Here is a 24951-nt window from a genome sequence, read left to right on the forward strand (position 1 = left end):
TGGGGAGGAGGATTGAATGCAGGAAAACCAACCGCTCTGGAAGCCCACGGAAACTGGGATCGAAAATAGTCCGATCCACGCCTTTATACAGCGCTGCAATGATGACTTTGGTCTCGCCTTGAAAGGGTTTGAGGATCTGCATGCCTGGTCTGTCGCAGATCGGGAAAATTTCTGGTCGGCCTTGTGGGATTTCTGTGGCGTGAAAGGAGAGCGCGGCGCAGAGGTTCTCGTCAACGGCGACCGAATGCTGGAAGCGCGGTTCTTCCCACAGGCACGCCTGAATTTCGCTGAAAATCTGCTCAGTGGAAGCGGGCAGGGCGATGCCATCGTTTTCCGCGGTGAAGACAAGGTCGAGGACCGCTGGTCATGGGATCGCCTGCGTGCGCTTGTATCACAGCTCCAGCAGGGCTTTCGTGCGCTCGGTATCGCTGAGGGCGACCGCGTGGCCGCCATGATGCCCAATATGCCCGAAACCGTCGCGGCTATGCTGGCGGCAACGTCGATTGGCGCCGTCTGGTCGTCCTGTTCTCCGGATTTCGGCGAGCAGGGCGTGCTGGACCGCTTCGGCCAGATCGCGCCGAAACTGTTCATCGCCTGCGATGCCTATTGGTATAATGGCAAGCTGCAGGACGTGAAGGAGAAGGTGGCGAACGTCGCAAGAAGCCTCGGTGTGCCGACGCTGGTGGTCCACTACGCCGGCGATGCCGAAGCGGCCGCGCGGGAAACCGTCGGCGGCAAGACGCTGGCCGAATTCATCGCTCCCTACGAGCCGAAGCCGATTGACTTCGTGCAACTGCCTTTCGCCCATCCCGCCTACATCCTGTTTTCCTCGGGCACGACAGGCGTGCCGAAATGCATCGTACACTCGGCCGGCGGCACGCTTCTCCAGCATCTGAAAGAGCATCGCCTCCACTGTGGTCTGCAGCCGAAAGACAAGCTTTTCTACTTCACCACCTGCGGTTGGATGATGTGGAATTGGCTGGCAACCGGCCTTGCCTCCGGTGCCACGCTTTGCCTCTTCGACGGATCGCCCTTTGCCCCCGACGGCAACGTGCTCTTCGACTACGCCGCTCAGGAGAAATTTGCGATCTTCGGCACTTCGGCAAAATATATCGACGCCGTGCGCAAGGGCGGGCTGACGCCGCGCACCAGTCACGATCTGTCGAGCCTGCGTTTGATCACCTCCACCGGCTCGCCGCTTTCGCCTGAAGGTTTCACCTTCGTCTACGAAGGCATCAAGGAGGACGTCCAACTGGCCTCGATATCAGGCGGCACGGATATTGTTTCCTGTTTCGTGCTCGGCAACCCATTGCAGCCCGTCTGGCGCGGCGAGATCCAGGGACCAGGCCTTGGCCTCGCGGTCGATGTCTGGAATGACGAAGGCAAGCCGGTTCGTCAGGGAAAAGGCGAATTGGTCTGCACCAAGGCCTTTCCTTCCATGCCGGTCATGTTCTGGAATGACCCTGATGGCGCCAAGTACCGGGCCGCTTATTTCGAGCGCTTCGAGAATGTCTGGTGTCATGGCGATTTCGCCGAATGGACCGAGCATGGCGGCCTGATCATCCACGGCCGTTCGGATGCGACGCTCAATCCGGGCGGCGTGCGCATCGGTACGGCGGAAATCTACAATCAGGTCGAGCAGATGGAAGAAGTGGCCGAGGCGCTTTGCATCGGCCAGGACTGGGACGACGACGTGCGCGTCGTGCTCTTCGTCCGGCTGGCGCCTGGCGTGGCTCTGACCGAGGACCTTGTGAAGGCGATCAAGACCCGCATCCGGGTCGGCGCCTCTCCGCGTCATGTACCGGCCAAGATCATTGCGGTGCCGGATATCCCGCGTACCAAGTCCGGCAAGATCGTCGAACTTGCCGTGCGCGAGGTCGTGCACGGCCGGCCCGTAAAGAATCAGGAGGCGCTCGCCAACCCCGAGGCGCTGAAGCTTTTTGCCGATTTGGAAGAGCTAAAGCTTTGATAGTAGCTACTAAACTACAAACTTTTGCCGTTGATCAATTCTCCGTTTTGGAAACGGTTCGTTAAGAAAGGTTCGTCAAAGGTGAAGCTAACTTGGAGGCCGTACATGAAGAGATGGCCTGGAACTCCGGTTCCCGAAACATGACGTTGATCGGCTAAGCTCTTGTTTTACCAGCACCAACTTTAAAAGGCAGCCACTGGCTGCCTTTTCTTTTTTGAACGGCAATTCCAGCGAAAATATGCGACCGGCTTGCGTCCGGAACTGCGCGAAAAGAGATGCCTCAACCCGCCAGAACGCGCTGCGACGGGAAGGTGATTTCCACCAGCGTGCCTTCGTTCGGCGCGGAATGGATCGAGAAGATTGCCCTATTGGCATCGACCATCGCCTTGGTGAGCGGCAGGCCGAGACCGGTGCCATCGCCGCGATGGCGTGACTGAGTGGAGGACACCTGCCGGAACGGTTTCATCGCCTGATCGAGCTCGCTGCGTGTCATGCCGATGCCCGTGTCACGCACCCGCATCGCAACGCTGCCATTTGCCTCATAGGACGTGGAAACGACGATCTGTCCGCCTGATGGCGTAAAGCGGATGGCGTTTGACAGGATGTTCAGCGCGATCTGCTTGATCGAGCGCAGATCGGCCACGACATCGGGAACCGACTGCGACAGCGCAGTGCGGATGATGACCCGTTGGCTGTTCGCCTGCGGCTGCACCAGCGCCACTGCTTCCGAGATCGCTTCATTAAGGCCGACCGAGGCAAAATCGAGATCCATCTCGCCTGCCTCGATCTTGGAAATGTCGAGCAGGTCGTTGACGATGTCGAGGACGTGCCGGCCGGAACGGCCGATGTCGTTTGCATATTCGATGTAACGAGGATGGCCGATCGGCCCGAAGCGCTCGCTCGCCATCATGTCGGAAAAGCCGATGATGGCGTTGAGCGGCGTGCGGATTTCATGGCTGACGCGCGCCAGGAAATCCGTCTTGTGGGCATTGGCGGTTTCGGCCGCGCCCTTGGCGTTACGCAATTCCTCTTCGGTGCGCTTCCACTGGGTAATGTCACGGATGACGGCGCAATAGCCGTTGGAAGAGGTCAGGCGGCCCATGGTCATGAATAGCGGCACGAAACCGCCGGCGGCCTCACGTCCGATCACTTCGCGTCCGTCGTTTAGCACGCTTGCCACGCCATGGCCGGCAAGCCCGTGCAGATAATCGAGCACCGCCTTCTGGCTCTCATGCGCAAACAGCATGACGAAGGGTTTCCCGCGCGTTTCCTGTTCGTCATAATTGAAAAGGGCGCTTGCCGAGCGGTTCATCGAGCGGATATCGCCTTCCGTGCCGATGACTACCACACCATCGGTTGCCGTTTCCAGGATCGACCGCAGTTCCTCTACCTCGACCTGCAGCTTGGCGACTTTCTCTACCATTCGGTCGGAGCGCTGGTCGAAGCGGATAACCTCGCCCTTGCCTTCTTCCCGGTTGCCGACCGGCATCAGCGCCAGCATCAGGGCGTTGGAATCTTCCCAGCGAACCGATTGCAGACGGGCGGTGACCGGGACCAGCCTGTCATCGGCTTTGACGAGCATCATCGTGCCCGTGCCGTTTTCGAGATCGTGGCGCTGCAGCAACGCATCGATGCCGCCCACGTCGGCGAGGGCCTCGACGGAATCGTAGCCCGTCAGGCGCAGGAATTCCGGATTGCCATGAATGAGCTGGTCGCCAGCATGGATCAGCACGGCAACAGGAAGCAGATCGACGGTGGCAGCCGAGAGCCCGTCCGTCATCTTCACCCGTGGCGGAATGAAGCTGCTCAGAACCTCGATCTGGCTGACCGTCTCCTGCAGACCCTCGGTCACTTCGTCGGCTGCAGCGGCGGATGGTTCTTCGACTTCGGCTACAGCCTCTTCCGGCAACGGCTCTGCCGCGGCCTCGAAAATCGCCTCCTGTGGCATTGCCTGCTCGATGACGGGCGTTTCTGCGGCGGCTTCTTCCGCCGCCGGTGTTTCCCCGACATCGGATTCCGATTGCGGTGTGACTACCGGCTCTTCGCGGGGCGCCCCGAAGGCCTCGAGGCGCTTGGCGATCTCGCGGAAATTCGCCTGCTCGGCGGCTGTCAGGCCGTTGCTGGCGCCGTGAAGCTGCACGATCTTGTCGGTCAAGCGGCGGCTTGGCGTTTCGGAAATGCGCAACGCCGGCGGCTCGTCCTGTCCATCACGCGGCTGAGGCTCTTCCGGGGTGGGTACTTTCGCCGCGGCTTCTACTTTCGCTGCGTTATCGTCTTCGACATCGGGTTCTGTCTGCGGCACAGCTTCGGCAATGAGTTGAGGCTGCTCTCCCGGCGCGGCTTCATTGGCAGGGCCAAGATAGGAGGCATCATGGCCTACACTGTCGAGCCCGAGCGTCAGTCCGAGAGCAAGGGGGTCTTCCTGAGTATCCGACAGGCGCACTACGCCGAAGCCGCGGAAACCGTCGAAATCGCGATTACGCGTATAGGTCGGCAGAGCGGCGAGATCGACAGGGACGACGAGGCTCGTGCCCTGGATCGGCCAGTAGATCGTCTTGCCGGACCAGGTGTCGCGCCGCGCCAACGCCTCGGAAAGCTTGCCTTCCGGATCGAGATTGAACAGTGCTGCAACGTCGGAGAAAGCGCTGCCGATGATGTCGCTCGCATGCGGGCCGACAGCCTCGGCAAATTCGTGGGAAACTTCGCTGAAGCGGCCCTGCGCATCGATCTTCCAGACGAAGCGGGTGGCGCGGCTGTTCGGCGTGAAGACGAAGCTGTCCTTCTTCTTCTTCTGGGTGTCTGCAGGCTCTTCGGGCGCGATGGGTGTTGCCGCGAAGTTTTCGGCAACGGAAGCCGTTGGCTCAAAGTGCTCGACAACAGGAGCTTCTGCACTTGCCTCGACGTTTTCCTTTTCAGGAAGAGACACTTCAGTCGGCTGCTCGACCTGCCTGACGGCGTCTTCGACGACAGTTTTTTGAGGTTCGGAAAGCCTCGCTGATGGCTCGGGTTCGGCTTCGATCGGTGTTTTCACCTCGACCGGGTCCTCGCCGACAATCTCTTCCAGCGTCTCCTCGACCTCCTCGATGCCGGAAACGGCATCGATCGCTTCCGCTTCCGAAAAGCCCGCTACAGGTGCGGCGGCACCAGGAGTTTCCTCTGCTGCAGCTTCTGCCTGCGCTATTTCCGGCGGTGCGGCCTCCTCAGTATTGCCAGGGGACCCGAGCGGGTCGAGATGACCAATCGCCGTTTCAACGGCGAAGAGCAGATGCAGTGCCGGCTCGTCGTTGAGTTTGCCGACGGCAGCCGGCAAGTGGCCACGGCCAGTCGCCACGGGCCGCTTCACCAGGCGGTCCGGATGGGCGCCGGCTAGTGCGATCAGCGTCCTCGTCACCTGCTGCGCGATACCGAGCGAGGCGAAACCCGGCGAAGCGGCAATGACCTCGCCTTCCGCCCCGATTACCGCCATATGTGTATCCGGGTCGTCGAGGCCCTGCAGCATCTGCGCGGCCCTTGCGCCTTCCGTCAGCGGGCGTGCGGAAACCGGAACGGAAAACAGGATCGCCCTCTCGCCGGAAGCGAGACGGATGAGCTCGGACGAGGCCTGAGTCTGAACACGCTGGAATCCCTTGGCGATGCGGATGACGAACGTTTTCTGGTCACCGATCTCGCCAAGCTGGCGGGCAGCAGCTTCGAGCTGGCGGAAGGTGATGTCGGCATGGCTGACGCCCTGATCGAGCAGGTCATAAACCGCCGCATGGCCAAAAAGCTCGGCGCCTGCACCGTTTGCCCAGAGCAGGCGAGAAAGGTCGCTTGAGAACAGGACCATGGCCTCACCACGCGAGAATCGCTCACGCACCCGCGCATGCACAGCAATGTCAATGAACGGATATTGGACTGCGGGCATGATCGAACCTGTCGCTTTCGGCCTATTAGAATTAACTGCTTATTAATAACTTCAGGTCTGGGACCGGTCCAGAAGAGCGGGCAGCTTTCGCCCGGAAAGGTTAACGTATTGTGCAGTGCACAATGATATTGCAATGCACAACGAAATGCCCTATATAAGACATATCCAATTTAACGCGGGCAGGGTTTTGCCCATCTCAAAGGACGCAATCCGATGGCTACCATAAAGACCGATGACGTTTTTTCAATTGCTTCTTTCGATCCGAGCAAGCTGGCCGAGTCCTTCCGTGACTTCGCTGAAAAGGGTGCTCAGCAGTCCAAGGAAGCCTATGCCAAGCTGAAGTCTGCAGGCGAGGAAGCCGGCAAGACGCTGGAAGCAACGGTCCAGACCGCACAGGCCGGGACTGTTGAAATTGGCCTCAAGGCAATCGATGTGCTGCGCGTCAATGCCGAAAGCTCTCTTTCTCACATGGAAGCGCTTCTCGGCGTCAAATCCGTCGCCGAATTCGTCGAGCTGCAGACCTCTTTCCTGCGCAAGCAGGCCGAGCTGACGGTCGAACAGGCGAAGTCGCTGCAGGAAACCGCAAAGCAGGTTGCCGAGAAGGTTGCAAAGCCTTCCAAGGATGCTGCTGAAAAGGCTGTTGCATCCTTCAAGGCTGCCTGACCGGTTGCTCTCGATAGCCAATAAAAGGCTGGACCATGCGTTCAGCCTTTTTGTATATTGAGTGCAAATCGGGGCTTGAATTAAAGTTCAAGTCCTCGTATGTGACCCCCGTCGCGCCAAACGCGGCATTGTGCGGTTGTAGCTCAGTTGGTTAGAGCGCAGGTTTGTGGCACCTGAGGTCAGTGGTTCGACCCCACTCAACCGTACCATCTCTCTCATAGGTAGGTTTTGCTTTTCGGCTATGCACGGCATGGACGCTTTTTGACGTCAAAATGATGCCTGCTCGCATTTTGCTATTGCCGTTAACATTCGTTTACCTATTTATGTGCGGTGCGATGCAGCAATTGCCCAATGTCTTCGTTGCGTCGCGAAATGCTGGCGGCTTGCCGCCTGGGGGTAGGGACAATCCACCGAGGCATTAAGGAGAATTTGATGTCCATTTCTGTTCAGAATATTGAGGAGTCGACCGCTGTTTCCCCGATTGACGTGGCAGCTGCGGTCAAGGGCGCACGCAGTGCGGTTGGCTACAGCATCGAAGACCTCGCAGTGACCTGCGGTCTGGCCAATGGCGAAATCCTCGAAATTGAAAATGGCGAAAGCGCCGATCCGGCTAAGCTGAAGCGTATTGCTGCAGCCCTGCAGGTTCCGATTTCTGCCTTCCTGCATATTTGACGAGGCGACAGGGCCGACCGACATTTTTGGTCGGCCGTCGTCCGCTTTTGAGGGAATGGTTGGAACTCTTGTGCCTCCCGCGCCGTTCAACGCTCGACGGGAGTATGTATATGTCGAAGACCCTTCTTTACGGCGCAACGAAAATCGATGAGACGAATGCGGCCTATGCGGCTGTTGCCAGTCTCGAACAGTTCCAGTGGAAGAATCGCGTCTTCATTGTCATTGCCGACCGCGACAACTCGCGCGCAGCCCGTCAGGAAAATCAGTTGCTTTCAGACCGTACCGCTCTTGAGGAGCGGGACATGGTTGTCCTTAAACTTGTCGGATCGAGCATCAAACCCCTGTTTGGAAGCGGTGACGGACTCGACGGTGAGGCGCTCCGGCAGGAGCTGGACGCGTCCGACACGGGTGAATTTACCGCCTTCCTGCTTGGCAAGGACGGTACTGTAAAGCTGAAGGTCAGCGAGCCGATCACCTCAGGCGAACTTTTCGCCATCATCGACGGAATGCCGGTGCGCGCTGCCGAAGTCGTCAAGCAAGACAAGTAATCAGATATTGCAATCGTAAAGGAGCCGGCCATGTCCGTCCCGAACGAACCCATTCCCGACCAGCCGCCGATGCCTTCGCCAGGCTGGAAGCCGGAACCGCCGATCAAGGAGCCTGACCCCGACCGCCTGCCGGATGAAACGCCGCGTCCCAATCCAGACGAGAACGAGGAACCGGCAAAGCATCTCTATGGCATCGGCCCGAAAATCGGAATCGATCTTCGGAAAGCCTGATGCGTAGATTCAAAGAGTTAGAGCGTCCGAATGAACGCGCGGCGCTCTAAAGCAATTCCAGCAAAAGTGTGCAGCGGTTTTGGGCTCGGAATTGCGTAACACCTATCGATTAGAGAAATATCTGCCTTTCCTCATTAACGAGTTCCTGCAGGAAGTCGACGACGCTGCGCACGCGCACCAGATCACGCGCGCTTTCGTGATAGGTGGTCCAATAGGCGCGGCGAATGGAAACCTTCGGCAGGATGCGCACCAACTCGAGATATTGCCGGGCGATGTAGTCGTGCAGGATGCCAATGCCGGCACCCGAGCGCACCGCCTCTGTCTGACCGATCGCCGTCGAGATCTCGAACCCGGCATCCCAGCTGCGCATGACTTCACCGGAGAAATTCAGCGACGCGGTGAAGATCAGATCCTCGACATAGCCGATGCGCGGATGTTCCTTCAGGGAATCGACATCTTCGGGCGTTCCATGCTGCGCCAGATAATCCCCCGACGCGTAGAGGCCGAGCGTATAATCGGTGAGCTTGGAGGAAACGAGCCGGCCCTGTTCCGGCCGTTCCAGCGTGATGGCGATATCCGCCTCGCGCTGCGACAACGAGAAGGAGCGCGGTACCGGCACGAGCTGAATTTTCAGGGCTGGATGGCGCTCGATCAACCTGCCCATACGCGGCGCGAGGAAGGAAACGCCGAACCCATCGGGCGCGCCGACGCGCACCGTCCCGGCAATGGCCGTATCGGTGTGGCCGAGATTGGCTTGCGCGGCGAGCATCTCCGTTTCCATCCGCTCGGCCGATCCAAGGAACACTTCGCCTTCGGCCGTCAGCTCGCAGCCATTCGTGCGTCTGATGAAAAGCCTCGTCTTCAGTGCCTCTTCCAATGAAGTCAGCCTGCGCGAGAGCGTGGCGTGGTTGAGCCCCAGCCGTTTTGATGCGGCGAGGATTTGCCCGGTACGGGCAACGGCGAGGAAAATGCGAACGTCGTCCCAGTTCATGGCTTGGCGCGCATCACGATCGGATCGACATCGATCAGCGTCAGCGACGTGACCATGCCTGATGTCTCGGTTTTGTATTTGAGGAAATGCGGCGTCTGCAGATGAGCCTCGTACGCTTGCCGGTCGGCGTAAACTTCGAGGATACGGATCTTGTTCGGATGATCCTTGATGGCGACGGCGTTCAAGGAAATGACGCCGTCCTCCAGCGCAACGGATGCTTCGATTTCCTCGGTCAGCAGCGCGCGATAGGTTTCGATCGTGTCCGGATCGATCTCCAGTTCCGCCATTCTCACGACAGGTTTCCCACTCATCGATCCGATCTTCCCTTTGACTTGTCTACATGCCGTGCCAGTTTGAGGTAGCAGCATCGGTTACAGCGTTGAGCTATAATACGCGCACAACGGTTGCTTAATATAGCGCATTGATTTGTGAAAATTGAAGTGCGATTGTTGCGTCATCCAAAAGATCAGGAGGAACACCCATGCGTGAGATTGGTCATTTCATCGGCGGCAAGAAGGTCGCCGGCACCAGCGGCCGCACCAGCGACGTTTTCAACCCGGCAACCGGAGAAGTGCAGGCAAAGGTCGCGCTGGCAAGCGTCGAAGAACTCCGCGCCGCCGTTGCGAACGCCAAGGCCGCGCAGCCGAAATGGGCAGCGACCAACCCGCAGCGGCGCGCCCGAGTTTTCTTCAAGTTCGTCGACCTCCTGAATCAGCATATGGACGAGCTTGCGACGCTGCTTTCCAGCGAGCATGGAAAGACGGTCGAGGACTCCAAGGGTGATGTCATCCGCGGTCTCGAAGTCTGCGAATTCGTCTGCGGCATCCCGCACCTTGCCAAGGGCGAATTCACCGAAGGCGCCGGTCCGGCGATCGACATGTATTCCATCCGCCAGCCGGTCGGCATCGGCGCCGGTATTACGCCCTTCAACTTCCCGGGCATGATCCCGATGTGGATGTTCGCCCCGGCGATCGCCTGCGGCAACGCCTTCATCCTGAAGCCTTCCGAGCGCGATCCGTCTCTGCCGATCCGTCTTGCCGAACTGATGATCGAAGCCGGTCTGCCGGCCGGCATCCTGAACGTCGTCAACGGCGACAAGACCGCAGTCGATGCGATCCTCACGGATCCCGATATCGGGGCCGTTTCCTTCGTCGGTTCCACGCCGATCGCTCGTTATGTTTATGGGACGGCTGCATCGAACGGCAAGCGCGCCCAGTGCTTCGGCGGCGCCAAGAACCACATGATCATCATGCCGGATGCCGATATGGATCAGGCCGTCAACGCACTGATGGGTGCTGGTTACGGTTCGGCCGGCGAGCGCTGCATGGCCGTCTCCGTTGCCGTTCCGGTCGGCGAGGAAACCGCTAACCGCCTCGTCGAAAAGCTGGCGCCGAAGATCGAGTCCCTGCGCATCGGTCCTTACACCGACGAAAAGGCCGACATGGGCCCGGTTGTCACCAAGGATGCCTATAACCGCATTCAGGGCCTGATCAACAAGGGTATCGAAGAGGGCGCCAAGCTCGTCGTCGACGGCCGCGATTTCAAGCTCCAGGGCTATGAGGACGGCTATTTCGTCGGCGGCTGCCTGTTCGACAACGTCACGCCCGAGATGGAAATCTACAAGACCGAGATATTTGGACCGGTTCTCTCGGTCGTCCGTGCCCATAATTACGAGGAAGCGCTCTCCCTGCCGATGAAGCACGAATACGGCAATGGCGTCGCGATCTTCACCCGCGACGGCGACGCCGCCCGCGACTTCGCCTCCCGCGTCAATATCGGCATGATCGGCATCAACGTTCCGATCCCGGTGCCGCTCGCTTACCATTCCTTCGGTGGTTGGAAGGCGTCGAGCTTCGGCGATCTCAACCAGCATGGCACGGATTCGATCAAGTTCTGGACCCGGACCAAGACCGTCACCGCCCGCTGGCCTTCGGGCATCAAGGGCGATGCCGAGTTCGTCATGCCGACGATGAAGTGAGCCGAACAACTTTCTTATTTTGGAGCGGGCCTGAAAAGGCCCGTTTTCATTAGAGCGCCGTGCGTTCTTCAACGCACGGCGCTCTAACTCTTTGAATCTACGCACAAGCTTTGCGAAAATCGATTCCGATTTTCGGGCCGATGCGGTGGAGAATCGTGCGGCGAGCAGCCGCGGGAAACGTGAATGTGAATTTCATATTTTGGAATTGTTCAAAACTGCGAAAGCCACTATATACGCTCTGTAAAGAGATTCAGGAGATCGGCATGCGGTTGACGAAGCAGACCAACTATGCGGTTCGCATGTTGATGTATTGTGCAGCCAATGAAGGACAGTTGAGCCGGATCCCGGAAATCGCCAGGGCATACGGTGTTTCCGAGCTTTTCCTTTTCAAGATCCTGCAGCCACTCAACAAGGCGGGCCTGGTCGAGACGGTACGCGGCCGCAATGGCGGCGTGCGCCTTGGCAAGCCGGCGACCAATATCAGCCTCTTCGACGTAGTAAAGGTCACAGAAGACAGCTTCGCGATGGCGGAGTGCTTCGAAGACGGCGCGATCGACTGCCCGCTGGTCGACAGCTGCGGCTTGAACTCCGCGCTGCGCAAGGCGCTCAATGCTTTCTTCGACGTGCTGACCGAATATTCGATCGACGATCTGGTCAAGGCACGGCCGCAGATCAACTTCCTGCTCGGCTTGACCGGCGACCACGATTATCGCAAGCCCGCGGTTCCCGCGCCGGCCGCCTGATAGGGCAAATATTCTGATGTTGTTATAAACCACGGTCACTTTCGTTGGCCGTGGTTTTTCATTGGCGCTTCAGAGACTGTTGATATATCAGGGGAATCTGAAACCGCTTTCACCGCCGTTGGCGACGCGAAATTATACCAAAAGCGACGGGAATCGGATCAAATCTGCCTTAATCTTGCCAATCTTGGTCTATTTTTGACCGAAAATTTCTAAAATTGTTTTTCTGGAAAAATTTTCTGCGCACGCCGTTGCTTTCAGCAAATAAATATCGTTCCATCGGCCCGCTGATCGGGGTAATGAGCGCCGATCTCTAAAGATCAAAAAAGAACAAACCTGGGAAACGACATCATGAAAAAGTTCTCTGTCCTGCTCGCAGCGACAGCCCTGGCTTCGGTCATGGCCACCGCCGCGTATTCAAAGACGCTTGTCTATTGCTCCGAAGGATCGCCGGAAGGCTTCGATCCGAGCCTCTATACCGCGGGCACGACCTTCGACGCTTCTTCGCGTACGGTTTACAGCCGCCTCGTCGAATTCAAGCATGGCGGTACGGAGATCGAGCCTGGTGTCGCCGACAGCTGGACGGTTTCCCCCGACGGCAAGGAATATACCTTCAAGCTGCATCCCGGCGTGAAGTTCCAGACGACCGATTTCTTCACCCCGTCGCGTGATCTCACCGCTGACGACGTCGTCTTCTCCTTCGAGCGCCAGATCAAGTCCGACAATCCGTGGAACAAGTATGTCGAGGGCGGTTCTTACGAATACGCTGCCGGCATGGGCTTCCCTGAACTCATCAAGTCGGTCGAGAAGGTCGACGACCTGACGGTCAAGTTCACGCTCAACCATCCGGAAGCCCCGTTCCTGGCCGATCTCGCCATGGACTTCGCGTCGATCGTTTCCAAGGAATATGCCGACAAGCTCGCAGCCGACGGCAAGATGGCTCAGCTCAACCAGCAGCCGCTCGGCACCGGTCCGTTCACCTTCGTCGCCTACCAGCCGGATGCCGTCATCCGCTACAAGGCCAACGAAAGCTACTTCAAGGGCAAGGAAAAGATCGACGATCTCGTCTTCGCGATCACCCCGGATGCCGCTGTCCGCGCCCAGAAGCTGAAGGCCGGCGAATGCCACCTCATCCCTTACCCGAACGCTGCTGACGTTGCCGACCTCAAGAAGGAAACCAACCTCACCGTCATGGAACAGCCGGGCCTGAACGTCGGCTTCCTCGCTTACAACACCCAGCAGGCTCCGTTCGACAAGCCGGAAGTTCGCCGCGCTCTGAACATGGCGATCAATAAGAAGGCGATTATCGACGCCGTCTTCCAGGGTGCCGCCCAGGTTGCCAAGAACCCGATCCCGCCGACCATGTGGTCCTACAACGACAAGATCCAGGACGACAAGTACGATCCGGAAGGTGCCAAGAAGGCTCTCGAGGCCGCTGGCGCGAAGGGTCTCTCCATGAAGGTCTGGGCAATGCCGGTTTCGCGTCCGTACATGCTGAACGCTCGCCGCGCTGCCGAACTCATTCAGGCAGACTTTGCCAAGATCGGCGTCAATGTCGAGATCGTTACCCATGAATGGGCCGAATACCTGAAGCTCTCCTCCGACGTGAAGCGCGATGGCGCCGTCATCCTCGGCTGGACCGGCGACAACGGCGACCCCGATAACTTCATGGACACGCTGCTCGGCTGCGATGCCGTCGGCGGCAACAACCGCGCTCAGTGGTGCAACAAGGATTACGACGCGCTGATGACCAAGGCCAAGGAAACGGCTGACGTTGCGGCTCGCACGAAATTCTACGAAGAAGCTCAGGAAATCTTCAAGAAGGAAGCTCCCTGGGCTCCGCTCGACCACTCGCTGGTCTTCGTTCCCGTCAGCAAGAAAGTGTCGGGCTTCCACATGGATCCGCTCGGTATCCACCGCTTCGATGGCGTCGATATCGCCGAATAAGAAAAATGATAAACTGCCCGGCTGAAACCGGGCCAGACCGGCGGTCAGGTCTCCACCTGACCGCCGGAAACTATTGGACAACCTGCTATGTTGCGATTTCTCATCGGGCGCCTCGCAGTCCTGATACCGACCTTCCTCGGCGTTTCGCTCATCGCCTTCTCGTTCATCCGCCTGCTTCCCGGCGATCCCGTCATGCTGTTGTCGGGTGAACGAACGATGGCACCGGAACGTCACGCCCAGATCATGCACGACCTCGGTTTCGACCGACCCATGTTTGTGCAGTATATCGATTATCTGGGAAAAGTGTTGCACGGCGATCTCGGCACCTCGATCGTCACCAAACGCCCGGTTCTTGGCGAGTTCTTCACGCTCTTCCCGGCAACGCTCGAGCTTTCGCTCTGCGCCATCCTGTTGGCGATTCTTCTGGGTGTGCCGGCCGGCGTCTTCGCGGCCGTCAAGCGCGGGACCTGGTTCGACCAGAGCGTGATGGGTGTCGCTCTTATCGGCTATTCGATGCCGATCTTCTGGTGGGGCCTGCTGCTCATCATCTTTTTCTCCGGCTATCTCGGCTGGACGCCGGTCTCCGGCCGCATCTCGCTCATGTATTTCTTCAAGCCCGTCACCGGCTTCATGCTGATCGACAGTCTCTTGTCCGGCCAGAAGGGCGCCTTTGCCTCGGCCGTCAGCTATCTCATTTTGCCGACCGTTGTGCTTGCCACCATTCCTCTCGCGGTTATCGCCCGCCAGACGCGTTCGGCAATGCTTGAGGTGCTGGGTGAGGACTACGTGCGCACCGCCCGCTCCAAAGGTCTGGCACCGTTGCGCGTCGTCGGCATTCATGCGCTCAGAAACGCCATGATCCCTGTCATCACCACGATCGGCCTGCAGGTCGGCGTGCTGCTCGCAGGCGCTATCCTGACCGAAACGATCTTCTCCTGGCCGGGCATCGGCAAGTGGATGGTCGATGCTGTCTTCAAGCGCGACTATGCAGTCGTCCAGGGCGGTCTTCTCTTGATTGCCGGCATCATCATGCTGGTGAACCTGATTGTCGATCTGGCCTACGGCTTCATCAATCCGCGTATCAGACATTAGGAGCGGCCCATGAGCACGGTTACTGCCAAATCCGACCAGCCCTCCGCCCTCACGGAATTCTGGTACTACTTTTCGCGAAACAAGGGCGCCGTCATCGGCCTCTTCGTCTTCCTCATCATCCTCGTGATGGCGATCTTCGCGCCCCTCGTTTCACCGCATGCGCCGAACGAGCAGAACCGCGAACTTCTGCTCTCTGTCCCCTTCTGGATGGATGGCGGCAGCTTCTCCTATCCGCTCGGAACGGATGCTGTCGGTCGCGATATTTTCTCGCGCCTGATCTTCGGCGCGCGCTTCTCGCTGTTCATCGGTGTCGTGGTCGTCACGCTGTCGGTGTTTGCGGGCGTACTGATCGGCCTCGTTGCCGGTTATTTCCGTGGTCGCGTCGATATCGTCATCATGCGCCTCATGGATATCATCCTGGCCTTCCCTTCGCTGCTTCTGGCCCTCGTGCTCGTCGCGGTGCTGGGTCCCGGCCTGCTCAATGCCATGATCGCCATCTCGATCGTCAACCAGCCGCATTTCGTGCGCCTGACCCGCGCCGCCGTCATGAGCGAGCGTGAAAAGGAATATGTGGTGGCCTCCCGCGTTGCCGGTGCCGGTACCTTCCGTCTGATGTTCAAGACGATCCTGCCGAACTGCCTTGGTCCGCTGATTGTCCAGGCAACGCTTGCCTTCTCTGCCGCGATCCTCGATGCCGCCGCCCTCGGCTTCCTCGGCATGGGCGCTCAGCCGCCGACACCTGAATGGGGTACGATGCTCGCCGAATCCCGCGAATTCATCCAGCGCGCCTGGTGGGTCGTAACATTTCCGGGTCTTGCGATTCTGATCACCGTTCTCGCCATCAACCTGATGGGCGATGGCCTGCGTGATGCGCTCGATCCCAAGATGAAGAGGTCCTGAGATGGCGCTTCTCGAAATTGAAAATCTCGTCGTCGAGTTCCAGACGTCGACAGGCCCTTTCCGCGCCGTCGACGGCGTTTCGCTGAAGGTCGATGCCGGCGAAGTTCTGGCGATCGTCGGGGAATCCGGCTCCGGCAAATCGGTCTCGATGCTGGCTGCCATGGGCCTTCTGCCCTGGACGGCGAAAGTGACGGCGGACAAGATGATCTTTGACGGCCAGAACTTGCTCGGCATGTCCGGCGCCAAGCGGCGCGAAATCATCGGCAAGGATATGTCGATGATCTTCCAGGAGCCGATCGCCAGCCTCAATCCCTGCTTCACCGTCGGCTTCCAGATCGAGGAAGTGCTGAGAATCCATCTGGGCCTCGGCAAGGCGGAGCGTCGCAAGCGCGCGATCGAGCTGTTCCAGGCGGTCGGCATCCCTGATCCGGCCGAGCGGCTCAACCACTTCCCGCATCAGATGTCGGGCGGCCAGTGCCAGCGCGTCATGATCGCCATTGCGATTGCCTGCAATCCGAAGCTGCTGATCGCCGACGAGCCTACCACCGCGCTCGACGTGACGATCCAGAAGCAGATCCTCGATCTGCTGATGCGCCTGCAGACGGAGCATCGCATGGGCCTGATCATGATCACGCACAATATGGGCGTGGTCGCGGAAACGGCCGACCGGGTGATCGTCCAGTACAAGGGCCGCAAGATGGAGGAAGCCGACGTGCTCTCGCTCTTCGAGTCCCCGAAGAGCGATTATACCCGCGCCCTGCTCGCCGCCCTCCCGGAGAATGCGACGGGTGACCGGCTGCCGACCATTGGCGAACTTTTCAATCCGAACAAGACTGTGGAGGGAGCGGCCTGATGACGCCAGTCCTCGAAGGAAAGAATATCGTCCGCGACTATTATCTGCCGGGCGGCATGTTCAAGAAGGCGAGAACGGTTCATGCCGTCAAGGGCGTGAGCTTCTCCGTCGAGCAGGGCAAGACGCTCGCGATTGTCGGCGAAAGCGGCTGCGGCAAGTCGACGCTTGCCCGTATCGTTACGATGATCGACCCCGCCACCTCGGGCGAACTCTTCATCGACGGCAAGAAAGTCGATATCTTCAAAGGCGATCTGACGCCGGAAATCCGCCGCAAGGTGCAGATCGTCTTCCAGAACCCTTATGGATCGCTGAACCCGCGCAAGAAGATCGGCGACATCCTGATGGAGCCGTTGATCATCAACACCAATACGCCGGCTGCCGAGCGGCGCGACCTGGCGATGGCGATGCTGCGCAAGGTCGGCCTGCAGGACGTTCACTTCAACCGCTTTCCGCACATGTTCTCGGGCGGCCAGCGCCAGCGCATTGCCATTGCCCGTGCGCTGATGCTGAATCCGCGGTTGCTGGTTCTCGACGAACCGGTCTCCGCGCTCGACCTGTCTGTACAGGCACAGGTGCTCAACCTGCTCGCCGACCTGCAGGACGAACTGAACCTGACCTATGTCTTCATCAGCCACGACCTTTCGGTTGTCCGCTATATGGCAGACGAGGTGATGGTCATGTATTTCGGTGAGGCGGTCGAATACGGCACGCGGGAGCAGGTTTTCAACGACCCGCAGCACAATTATACAAAGACCCTGTTTGCAGCGACGCCGCGCGCGGATGTCGATACCATCAGGGCGCGTCTTGCACGCAAGAATGCTGCCCTGCCTGCGGCTTCATAAACCCGTAGGCATCCACGCCGCAACGATGAGCGAGATCAGCGATGACCGAGAATAACGGAGCCCTCCATGCAATCATCGTCATGGGCGTCAGCGGTTCCGGCAAATCTTCGATCGGCGAAAAGATAGCGGCAGGCCTCGGCCTGCCGTTCGCCGAGGGCGATGCGCTGCATCCCGCTTCCAACGTCGAAAAAATGTCGAAAGGCATTCCGCTGACCGACGAGGACCGGATGCCCTGGCTCGACCGGATCGGCGAGATGATGAAGGCATCGCTTGCCAAGGGCGAGGGCATCGTCGTTTCCTGCTCGGCGCTGAAGCGCATATACCGCGACCGCTTGCGGGCGGCAGCTGGCGGCAACCTCTATTTCGTCTATCTCGAAGGCTCGAAAGAACTGCTGACGGACCGCATGGCGCACCGCAAGGGCCACTTCATGCCCACCTCGCTGCTCGAAAGCCAGCTGCAGACGCTGGAAGTACCGACAGGCGAAAAGGGCGTCGTCACGGTAGACATTGACGCCACGATCGCGGCCATCGCGGCGGAAGCCCTGAAGGCTCTCGCCGCACTCGGCGTCACGGGTTGAACCTGTTCGGCGAATAGGCTGAGATATTGATGAAAGGCGTCTCGCCGGTCATCAATTCCGCCAGCACTCGTCCCGTCACCGGCCCAAGCGTCAGCCCGTGATGGGCATGGCCGAAGGCAAACCACAGGCCCTGATGGCGCGGCGCCTTGCCGATGATGGGCATCATATCAGGGGTGCAGGGGCGGGCGCCCATCCACGGCTCCGGATCCAGTCTTTCACCTAATGGGAATATCGTGCGTGCCACGGCTTCGGCCCTGTCAAGCTGCACCGGCGTTTTCGGTGCGTCGAGCGCTGCGAATTCCGCCCCTGTCGTCAGGCGCACGCCCTTGTTCATCGGAGCGAGGAAATAGCCGCGCTCCGAGTCGAGTGTCCAGTTGTTGAGCACCGCGTTGCCCTTGACACTGTAATGCATGTGATAGCCGCGCTTGACTCCGAGCGGGAAGGAATAGCCGAGGCGGCGCGTCGCGACCGCCGCCCAAGGCCCGAGCGCCAGCACCGCGTCGTCTGCCTCCAGCGAACCTTCCGCCGTCATGATCTTCCAGCCGGAGCCGGCCTGGCCGAGCGAAGCCGCATCCCCGGTGACGAAACGGCCGCCGAGGCTTTCGAAATAGCTGCGGTAGGCGCGCGTCAGCGCATGCGGATCGAGAACCGACCAGGGGTCGATCCAGCGCAGACCGCCGACGAAATCGCCCGTAATATTTGGTTCCACACGGGCAATATCGGATGAGGTCAGGCTCTCGTATCCGACGCCGAACTGGTCCTTCCAGTGAGCGGCTTCCGCAAAGGCTTCGTCGCGCTTGGCTTCCGTACGGAAGATCTTCATCCAGCCGTCTTTGCGGATCAGCGCTTCGGCATGCGATGCCTCGATCAGGTCTTTGTGCTCAATGATCGAATTCTCGATCAGCGGCGCATAGGCTTTAGTGATCATCTCATGCCGCTTCGGATTGGAATTCCACCAGTAGCGGGCAAGGAAGGCGAGCTGGCTCGGCAATGCCTTCAGGTGATAATGCGCATCGATGCGGTTGTTCAGCGCATAGCGCAGCAGCAGGCCGAGCTGCTGGGGGAAACCGTAGGGCATGACGCCTTCGCGCTGGATCAGACCGGCATTGCCAAAGGAGGTTTCGTTGCCCGGTTCCTTGCGATCGATGAGAGTCACCTGCCGACCGCGACGTTGAAGATGAATGGCCGTCGAAACCCCGACGATACCGGCACCGAGCACGATTGCGTTTTTCGTCATTTTCCCCTGCATTCCGCTGTATTTGAGGCCTAAAATGCCCATCTCAATGCTGCGGCGCAAACGAAAAATTGCATTTCATTTCAAAATCATTGCGCTTTTCAGCGCGGCATTTTCGGCCCTGATACGGATCGTCAGCATGGCGGCATTGAGGAGCGAAAAGACGAGCGCGTAAAACGGCATGCCGAAGGCGAGCGGCAGCGTGGCGATCTCGGCTGTCACGATCATGTAGTTCGGATGTTTGAAGAAGCGGTAGGGGCCGCCTTCGATGAGCGGCGCACCGGGCAGGATGATGATGCGCGTCGTCCAGCGCTCTCCGAGCGTCGCCAGCACCCAGAGCCGCAGCACCTGCAGCAGCATGAAGAGGCCGAACCAGAAGAGCTGGATCGGCTGGCCCGTCGCCAGCACCCAGAGCCCGATGAGCCAGGCCGTATGGAGCGCTACGATGTAGGGGTAATGATCGGGCGCGATCTCACACGCGCCCTTCGCTAAAAGCGCCATCGTGTTGCGACGCGCGATGACCAGTTCGGCGAGCCGCTGCGCAGTCACGAAAGTCAGCAGAGCGATGGAAGGCCACATCATGCGATCCTCCGCAATGTCACGCAGCTTGCCGTAAAGCCCGGCCCCATGGCGATCATCGCCGCCCGGTCCGGCAATCCTCTGCGAATGGCTCGTTCAAGAACGAAGAGCACTGTCGGCGAGGACATATTGCCGTATTCGGCAAGCACCGATCGTTCGATGTCGAGGGTATCGGGCGCCATGGAAAGCGCGCTCTCCATCGCCACCACCACCTTCATGCCGCCGGGGTGGCAAATGAAGCGGTCGATATTATCGCGCGTGAGGCCGGCACGCGCCAGAATGCCGTCTATCGCCGGGCCGAGCTCCTTTTCCGCGAAAGGCGGCAGCGATTGCGCCAGCAGGATACCGAAGCCGGTATCGTCGATCTTCCAGCCCATAATATCGAGCGTATCCGGAAACAGGTGATCGCCGGCAGATTCCACCTCCGCCAGGCCACCTTCGCCTGATCGCAGCACGCAGGCAGCAGCCCCGTCACCAAAAAGGGCGGTGGCGATAATGTTCGGTTTGGTCAATTCATCGAGCCGGAAGGCCAGTGTGCAAAGCTCGATGGTGACAAAGAGCACCACTGAGCCCGGCCGGCTGCGCGCCAGCCGCGAGGCGATGCCGAAGCCGGAAACGCCGGCGGCGCAGCCAAGCCCGAAGACGGGGACGCGCTCGATATCCGCACGAAATCCAAGCAGACCCGCAAGCCGCGCATCGAGGCTCGGCGTGGTGATGCCGGTCGAGGAAACCGTTACGATGCAATCGATCTGATCCGCCGTCAGACCGGCCTGGTCGAGCGCGCGCGTTGCTGTCTCGACAAACAGGCAAGACGCGACCTCCTCATAGGCCTCCATCCTGTCCTGCCAGCCATGCATCTCTTCAAACCAGGAAAGCGGACGTGCGGCATGACGCTTTTCGATGCCGGCATTCTCAAAGACGGGTGCCAGGTGGCGGAATTCCTTGAAGCGATGGGCAAACAGGCGGGCGGAAGCCTCGGCAGCCTGGCGCTGAGAGATGATATGTTCAGGCACGGCGGTGACGAGACTTAAGAGTCTGACGGATTGCAACACAATATTCTCCTTGTCGTTCCCGGCGGAACAAGCGGAAAACACGCTGGCTGCCGAGTTTATTCGACTCGGCACTTTTCACGAAGCCGTGACCGGAAAAATTCAAAAGCCTCCGAATAAAGTTGTCGGCAGCGGTGTTCACTCCTCGCAACGTCATTTTCCGAGGAGTTATCTCATGACGATCAAGCCCATGATGACGAAAACTGTCCGCATTGCGTCCCTCCTGCTCGGCGGCTGCATTGCCGCGTCCGTCTTTTCCGGCCCCGTCTTCGCGATCGGCGACGACAGCAGCACCATGCCGGTCTGCAAGAAGGGCGAGATCTACGACAAGAAGGCAAAGAAATGCGTCAAGCAGCAGAGCGCCAACGTAACGGACGAGAACCGCACCGATTACGCCTACTCGCTAGCCAAGGCCGGACGCTATGAAGAAGCGCTCGCCATGCTCGACACCGTCAAGGATCAGAACAATGCCGAATGGCTGAATTATCGCGGTTATGCGACCCGCAAACTCGGCCGCACGGATGAAGGTATTTCCTACTACCTGCAGTCGGTGAAGCTCGATCCGCAATATGCCAAGGTCCGCGAATATCTCGGCGAAGCCTATGTCATCAAGGGTGAACTCGATCTCGCGAAAGAGCAACTGACGACGATCAAGGCGATCTGCGGCACCGGTTGCGAGGAATATCAGGACCTCAACGCCGCCATTCTTGATCCGTCGAAAATCTAGAGCAATTTCAGCAAAAGTGTGCAGCGGTTTTGCGTCCGCAAATTGCGTAAAGCAAAGTTGCACCGAGGCAGGAGAGAGGCAAGGTTGATTGAAGGCTATTCCCCGATGCCGGTCGCACGCACCACATTTCCTGCCTATAGTCGCGCCAGAACGGAATCGCCGGCCCCACCGGCGGTTCCGAAACAGCCGATACACGCGGAGGCGGTCATCGCGAGTGCAGTGGATATCAGGAGCGGCCTGACGGAGCATCTTGCCCGCCTGTGGCGCTATGGCTTCGTCCTTTCCCATCAGCGCGACGTGGCCGATGATCTCGTGCAGGCGACCTGCGTTCGCGCGCTGGAGCGGGTCGATCAGTTCGTCGCCGGGACACGGCTCGATCGCTGGCTGTTTTCTATTCTGCATTCGATCTGGCTGAATGAAATCCGCGCCCGCCGCGTCCGCCAGGGGCAAGGCTTCGTCGATGCCGACGAGACACTCACCTTCGACGGCGCCCGCGATACCGAAACGCATGTCATGGCAAACCAGGTTTTGAAACAAGTGAATGCGCTGCCGGAGGCGCAGCGATCGGCGGTTTTCCTCGCCTATGTCGAAGGACTTTCCTATCGCGAGGTCGCTGCCATACTGGATGTTCCGATCGGCACCGTGATGAGCCGGCTGGCAGCTGCCCGCGCGAAGCTCTCGGAGATCGCATCGGCAGGGGGATTCGAATGAGCACGATACATAGAATGCCCTCCGACGAGGAACTGACCGCCTTCATCGATGGTGAACTTGGGCCCGAAGAGGCTGCCCGCATCGAAGCGCTGATCGAGGCCGACGAAGCCGTCGCCGAACGGCTGGAATTCCTGGCGCGTGCGAGCCTGCCTTACAAGGAATCCTTTGCGCCGCTGCTCGATGTCGCTCCGCAGGCAAAGCTCGAAGCCATGCTCTCAGCCATTCCCGCCGCCCGACCCGCAAGGCCGGCTGCCTTCGTCACCCGTCGCGGCTTTCTCGGCGCGCTTGCCGCTTCGCTCGTTGTCGGCATCGCCGTCGACCGCGCCATGATCGGTCTCGGAGCAAGTTTTTCGGGCAAGGATGAAAACAGCGAATGGCGCGCCGTCGTTGCCGAATATATCTCGCTCTATACCCCGGAGACGCTCGCCGGTCCCGTTCCGGCGAGAGACGCGCAGGCAGCGCAGCTCGCCAGTTTGGACGGTAACCTCGGCCTGCAACTCACGCCGGAGCAGATCGCCCTGCCGGATATCGATTTCAAGCGCGCCCAGATCCTGCAATATGACGGCAAGCCGCTCGCGCAGATCGCTTATCTCGATCCCAAGAGCGGGCCCATGGCGCTCTGCATCGTCGCCTCCGACGTCGGCCTCAAGGCTCCTGATATCGAGGGCCGCAAGGGCATGAATGTCGTCTACTGGTCAAGCGCCACCCATGCCTTCATGCTGATCGGCCATGCCCCTGTCGACCGCATGACGGAGATCGCCGACGCCATCAGGGGCAAGATTTCCGTCTAGAGCAATTCCAGCAAAAGTGTGCAGCTGTTTTGCGCCCGGAATTGCGTGACCAAAGAGCTAGGGCATTTTCGTGATTCGAAGAAAAACGGAAATGCCATAGGCCGACGGGACGGCCTCAATTCGCTGCGCTCGCAAGCCGAAGATTTGCCTGTGACGCATGGAGAACATGTGGCTGGGCGTTCACCTCGATGACGCCAGATGCTTTCGGCCTGACGACCGGCCGCGGCGTCTTGGCCGGAACCGGCGCACTCGCTGCCTTGCCGGGAGCGCAATTGCCTGACGCGTTGCTCTCGACATGGGGCTTGCCGTTGCCGGTGCTGAAGTAGCGGACGCTGCGGGTGCAGACGCCGTTGCCTGTTATAGTCGAGACCATGGAATATCCCCGCACTCCGGCCGGCAGCTCGTTGAGACCGGTCGTCGTCAGATTGCCGGGTGATATCGGCATTATGCTGTCGGCCTGCTGCAGCATGGCGGCAGCCACGCGATCCATGTCGGCTGATATGCGGTCGAGATCGGCAAAGGGTGCCGAAGGCCAGAAGGGATCGAAGAGACCAGGCTCCGGCTGACCGTCGATGCGGACCTGCGGCGGCCGCTCGCCGGCATAGCGAATTTGTTCAATGGAACCATCCGGCAGTCGCACCACGAGCACGTGGGTATTAGCGGATTTGTGGGCGATCGTCTCGGCCGCGGCCGGGCAGGCAAGTTCTGCGGCGGCGATCACAGCGGCACTCATCAGGAATGCGATACGAGGGCTTTGCACAATGACCTCCTGAAATGGAAGAAACACCATCCAACGGCCCGCGTGAACAGGCACGCGGGCGGACGATGATCGTTGTGACGCCGGCCGAATTTGTGGCACATCGCTGCGACGTGGCGCCGCAGACGGGTAGAAAGTCCATTAAATGTGCGCGATCTTGCGTTCGGAATTGCGTGGAAACAGAGCGTTCAGAACGGCTGGGTCTTGTCGGAAACCGGGCTGATCTGATTGGCGGGAACGAGTCGGTTCAGGCAGTTGACATAGCTCGTATACATCTGCTGGAGCCGCGAGAGCGGCACCACCCATGATCCTTCATTTCCGGCAAAATCCAGTTCCATATCGGGCGTGCCGATAAAGGAATTCTTGAGGATCTTCTTGATCTGCGCCACGCCCGTCTTGTCGCTGGCTGTCAGGATACGAAGCGTCTTGCTGTCGAAGAATTCGGCCGGTACGGCCTTGGTACCGGAATAGCCGACGAGCGTCACCTTGGTCGTCGTGCCCTTCGGGATATCCCAGCCATCCTTCGAGACGAGCCATATGACGCTGTCGAGGCTTTGGCGGAATTCAACCGTCTTGCCGAGCTCGTCGTTCCAGACCAGTCGGCAATAGGACGGTTTCTCACCGACGAACCCGACCGACCACTGCCGCGCTTCGCCCATCCATTCCGTCTCGCCCGATGCCGTTTCGCTCCGGGCCGTCACCGGAATAAGAAGTGCTGTCAGCAATAATGCAGAAAAGATCTTCATGGCTCGAACCATCTCCAGGTGCAGCGCGATTCTATCGATGGAAGGTTGAAGTTTTGCTACCGTGGCGGACTCTGGATGCGGGCTAGTGACAGCTCGAAATCATCCATTTCACTGCGCGACTCTGTGGATCGATGAGGACGACCGCAGCGAGCGCAGGAATTCCTCGGCATCGACGGTTTTGACAGCGCGCTGAACGTTCCATCAACGATCACCCATTCGGAAAACCCGGTGCCGGAAACTCGCTCTATGCCGAGAGCGTCAGGCGCCTCTGGATTGGCACGTTCGCGGCAATGTGAGCGGCAGGCCTCGGGCGAGATGGACGGATGGTCGTCATGAGTTCGAGCACGCCCGGAGAGGTGAACGGGTCTTCCCAAGTGTGTGAGCGCACCGTCCCGGAGCCAGGTCTTCCAGCAGTTCTTTTGCGCCGACCGGCAGAATTGCTTACAGCG

General features: G+C 59.5%; 24 protein-coding genes and 1 tRNA gene. 17 read left to right on the top strand and 8 right to left on the bottom strand.

Annotation, left to right across the window (positions count from 1 at the left end; translation table 11 throughout):
* Positions 1-16 precede the first annotated feature (16 nt).
* On the top strand, positions 17-1969 hold the full coding sequence (locus FHX15_RS07475) for an acetoacetate--CoA ligase (protein ID WP_184395084.1): 1953 nt from the start codon (positions 17-19) through the stop codon (positions 1967-1969).
* Positions 1970-2249: 280 nt separating this feature from the next.
* Here the strand turns inward: FHX15_RS07475 and FHX15_RS07480 are convergent, their stop codons facing one another.
* The gene (locus FHX15_RS07480; protein ID WP_184395087.1) at positions 2250-5873 is read right to left on the bottom strand and encodes a PAS domain-containing sensor histidine kinase; all 3624 of its coding nucleotides are present in this window, start codon (positions 5871-5873) and stop codon (positions 2250-2252) included.
* 213 nt (positions 5874-6086) lie between these two features.
* Here FHX15_RS07480 and FHX15_RS07485 point away from each other — a divergent pair, with 213 nt between their 5' ends.
* The 5 genes from FHX15_RS07485 (at position 6087) to FHX15_RS07505 (ending at position 7987) form a co-directional block, all read left to right on the top strand.
* The gene (locus FHX15_RS07485) at positions 6087-6536 is read left to right on the top strand and encodes a phasin (RefSeq protein ID WP_184395088.1); all 450 of its coding nucleotides are present in this window, start codon (positions 6087-6089) and stop codon (positions 6534-6536) included.
* Between the two features lie 132 nt (positions 6537-6668).
* Positions 6669-6745, top strand: a tRNA-His gene (locus tag FHX15_RS07490).
* Between the two features lie 223 nt (positions 6746-6968).
* Entirely contained in the window at positions 6969-7208 is a 240-nt protein-coding gene (locus FHX15_RS07495) for a helix-turn-helix domain-containing protein (RefSeq protein ID WP_184395090.1), read from the top strand.
* 110 nt (positions 7209-7318) lie between these two features.
* Positions 7319-7756, top strand: a complete 438-nt coding sequence (locus tag FHX15_RS07500; protein ID WP_184395092.1) for a DUF4174 domain-containing protein — start codon at positions 7319-7321, stop codon at positions 7754-7756.
* 30 nt (positions 7757-7786) lie between these two features.
* Positions 7787-7987: a hypothetical protein gene (locus FHX15_RS07505; protein WP_184395094.1), complete on the top strand. Its 201-nt coding sequence runs from the start codon at positions 7787-7789 to the stop codon at positions 7985-7987.
* A 109-nt stretch (positions 7988-8096) separates the two neighbouring features.
* Here FHX15_RS07505 and FHX15_RS07510 read toward each other — a convergent pair whose 3' ends face one another.
* Positions 8097-8978, bottom strand: coding sequence for a LysR family transcriptional regulator (locus tag FHX15_RS07510; RefSeq protein ID WP_184395096.1), 882 nt, complete (start codon positions 8976-8978; stop codon positions 8097-8099).
* A complete protein-coding gene (locus tag FHX15_RS07515; RefSeq protein ID WP_184395098.1) occupies positions 8975-9289 on the bottom strand; it encodes a putative quinol monooxygenase in 315 nt (104 codons plus the stop codon). The genes FHX15_RS07510 and FHX15_RS07515 overlap by 4 nt, the downstream gene beginning before the upstream one ends.
* Before the next feature lie 170 nt (positions 9290-9459).
* Between FHX15_RS07515 and FHX15_RS07520 the strand changes: the two genes are divergently transcribed.
* The 8 genes from FHX15_RS07520 to FHX15_RS07555 all read left to right on the top strand — a co-directional run bounded on the left by FHX15_RS07520 (position 9460) and on the right by FHX15_RS07555 (position 17908).
* On the top strand, positions 9460-10956 hold the full coding sequence (locus FHX15_RS07520) for a CoA-acylating methylmalonate-semialdehyde dehydrogenase (RefSeq protein WP_184395099.1): 1497 nt from the start codon (positions 9460-9462) through the stop codon (positions 10954-10956).
* Positions 10957-11219: 263 nt separating this feature from the next.
* On the top strand, positions 11220-11699 hold the full coding sequence (rirA, locus tag FHX15_RS07525; RefSeq protein WP_184395101.1) for an iron-responsive transcriptional regulator RirA: 480 nt from the start codon (positions 11220-11222) through the stop codon (positions 11697-11699).
* Positions 11700-12047: 348 nt separating this feature from the next.
* Entirely contained in the window at positions 12048-13643 is a 1596-nt protein-coding gene (locus FHX15_RS07530; RefSeq protein ID WP_184395102.1) for an ABC transporter substrate-binding protein, read from the top strand.
* 87 nt (positions 13644-13730) lie between these two features.
* Entirely contained in the window at positions 13731-14735 is a 1005-nt protein-coding gene (locus tag FHX15_RS07535) for an ABC transporter permease subunit (protein WP_184395103.1), read from the top strand.
* A gap of 9 nt (positions 14736-14744) precedes the next feature.
* Positions 14745-15635 carry an ABC transporter permease subunit gene (locus FHX15_RS07540; protein ID WP_184395104.1) on the top strand — a complete coding sequence of 297 codons (891 nt, stop codon included), beginning with the start codon at positions 14745-14747 and terminating at the stop codon, positions 15633-15635.
* 1 nt (position 15636) lies between these two features.
* Positions 15637-16488: an ABC transporter ATP-binding protein gene (locus FHX15_RS07545; protein WP_184395105.1), complete on the top strand. Its 852-nt coding sequence runs from the start codon at positions 15637-15639 to the stop codon at positions 16486-16488.
* Positions 16488-17330: a dipeptide ABC transporter ATP-binding protein gene (locus tag FHX15_RS07550; RefSeq protein ID WP_184395106.1), complete on the top strand. Its 843-nt coding sequence runs from the start codon at positions 16488-16490 to the stop codon at positions 17328-17330. The genes FHX15_RS07545 and FHX15_RS07550 overlap by 1 nt, the downstream gene beginning before the upstream one ends.
* Positions 17331-17371: 41 nt before the next feature.
* Positions 17372-17908, top strand: coding sequence for a gluconokinase (locus FHX15_RS07555; protein ID WP_184395109.1), 537 nt, complete (start codon positions 17372-17374; stop codon positions 17906-17908).
* Here the strand turns inward: FHX15_RS07555 and FHX15_RS07560 are convergent.
* The 3 genes from FHX15_RS07560 to FHX15_RS07570 form a co-directional block, all read right to left on the bottom strand.
* The gene (locus FHX15_RS07560) at positions 17898-19145 is read right to left on the bottom strand and encodes an NAD(P)/FAD-dependent oxidoreductase (protein WP_184395111.1); all 1248 of its coding nucleotides are present in this window, start codon (positions 19143-19145) and stop codon (positions 17898-17900) included. The genes FHX15_RS07555 and FHX15_RS07560 overlap by 11 nt on opposite strands.
* 75 nt (positions 19146-19220) lie before the next feature.
* A complete protein-coding gene (locus tag FHX15_RS07565) occupies positions 19221-19724 on the bottom strand; it encodes an isoprenylcysteine carboxyl methyltransferase family protein (protein ID WP_184395113.1) in 504 nt (167 codons plus the stop codon).
* The gene (locus FHX15_RS07570) at positions 19721-20773 is read right to left on the bottom strand and encodes a type III polyketide synthase (RefSeq protein ID WP_184395115.1); all 1053 of its coding nucleotides are present in this window, start codon (positions 20771-20773) and stop codon (positions 19721-19723) included. The genes FHX15_RS07565 and FHX15_RS07570 overlap by 4 nt, the downstream gene beginning before the upstream one ends.
* Positions 20774-20960: 187 nt before the next feature.
* Here FHX15_RS07570 and FHX15_RS07575 point away from each other — a divergent pair, with 187 nt between their 5' ends.
* The 3 genes from FHX15_RS07575 to FHX15_RS07585 all read left to right on the top strand — a co-directional run bounded on the left by FHX15_RS07575 (position 20961) and on the right by FHX15_RS07585 (position 22999).
* Positions 20961-21497: a tetratricopeptide repeat protein gene (locus FHX15_RS07575; protein ID WP_184395367.1), complete on the top strand. Its 537-nt coding sequence runs from the start codon at positions 20961-20963 to the stop codon at positions 21495-21497.
* Positions 21498-21602: 105 nt separating this feature from the next.
* The gene (locus tag FHX15_RS07580) at positions 21603-22208 is read left to right on the top strand and encodes an RNA polymerase sigma factor (RefSeq protein ID WP_184395117.1); all 606 of its coding nucleotides are present in this window, start codon (positions 21603-21605) and stop codon (positions 22206-22208) included.
* Positions 22205-22999: an anti-sigma factor gene (locus FHX15_RS07585; protein WP_184395118.1), complete on the top strand. Its 795-nt coding sequence runs from the start codon at positions 22205-22207 to the stop codon at positions 22997-22999. Before FHX15_RS07580 ends, FHX15_RS07585 begins: the two co-directional genes overlap by 4 nt.
* Positions 23000-23114: 115 nt before the next feature.
* Here FHX15_RS07585 and FHX15_RS07590 read toward each other — a convergent pair whose 3' ends face one another.
* On the bottom strand, positions 23115-23759 hold the full coding sequence (locus tag FHX15_RS07590) for a hypothetical protein (RefSeq protein WP_184395120.1): 645 nt from the start codon (positions 23757-23759) through the stop codon (positions 23115-23117).
* A gap of 185 nt (positions 23760-23944) precedes the next feature.
* Positions 23945-24502 carry a hypothetical protein gene (locus tag FHX15_RS07595; protein WP_184395122.1) on the bottom strand — a complete coding sequence of 186 codons (558 nt, stop codon included), beginning with the start codon at positions 24500-24502 and terminating at the stop codon, positions 23945-23947.
* Positions 24503-24951: the final 449 nt, after the last annotated feature.

The organism is Rhizobium sp. BK650 (assembly GCF_014195325.1).
In the GTDB taxonomy this organism is placed as follows: Bacteria; Pseudomonadota; Alphaproteobacteria; order Rhizobiales; family Rhizobiaceae; genus Rhizobium.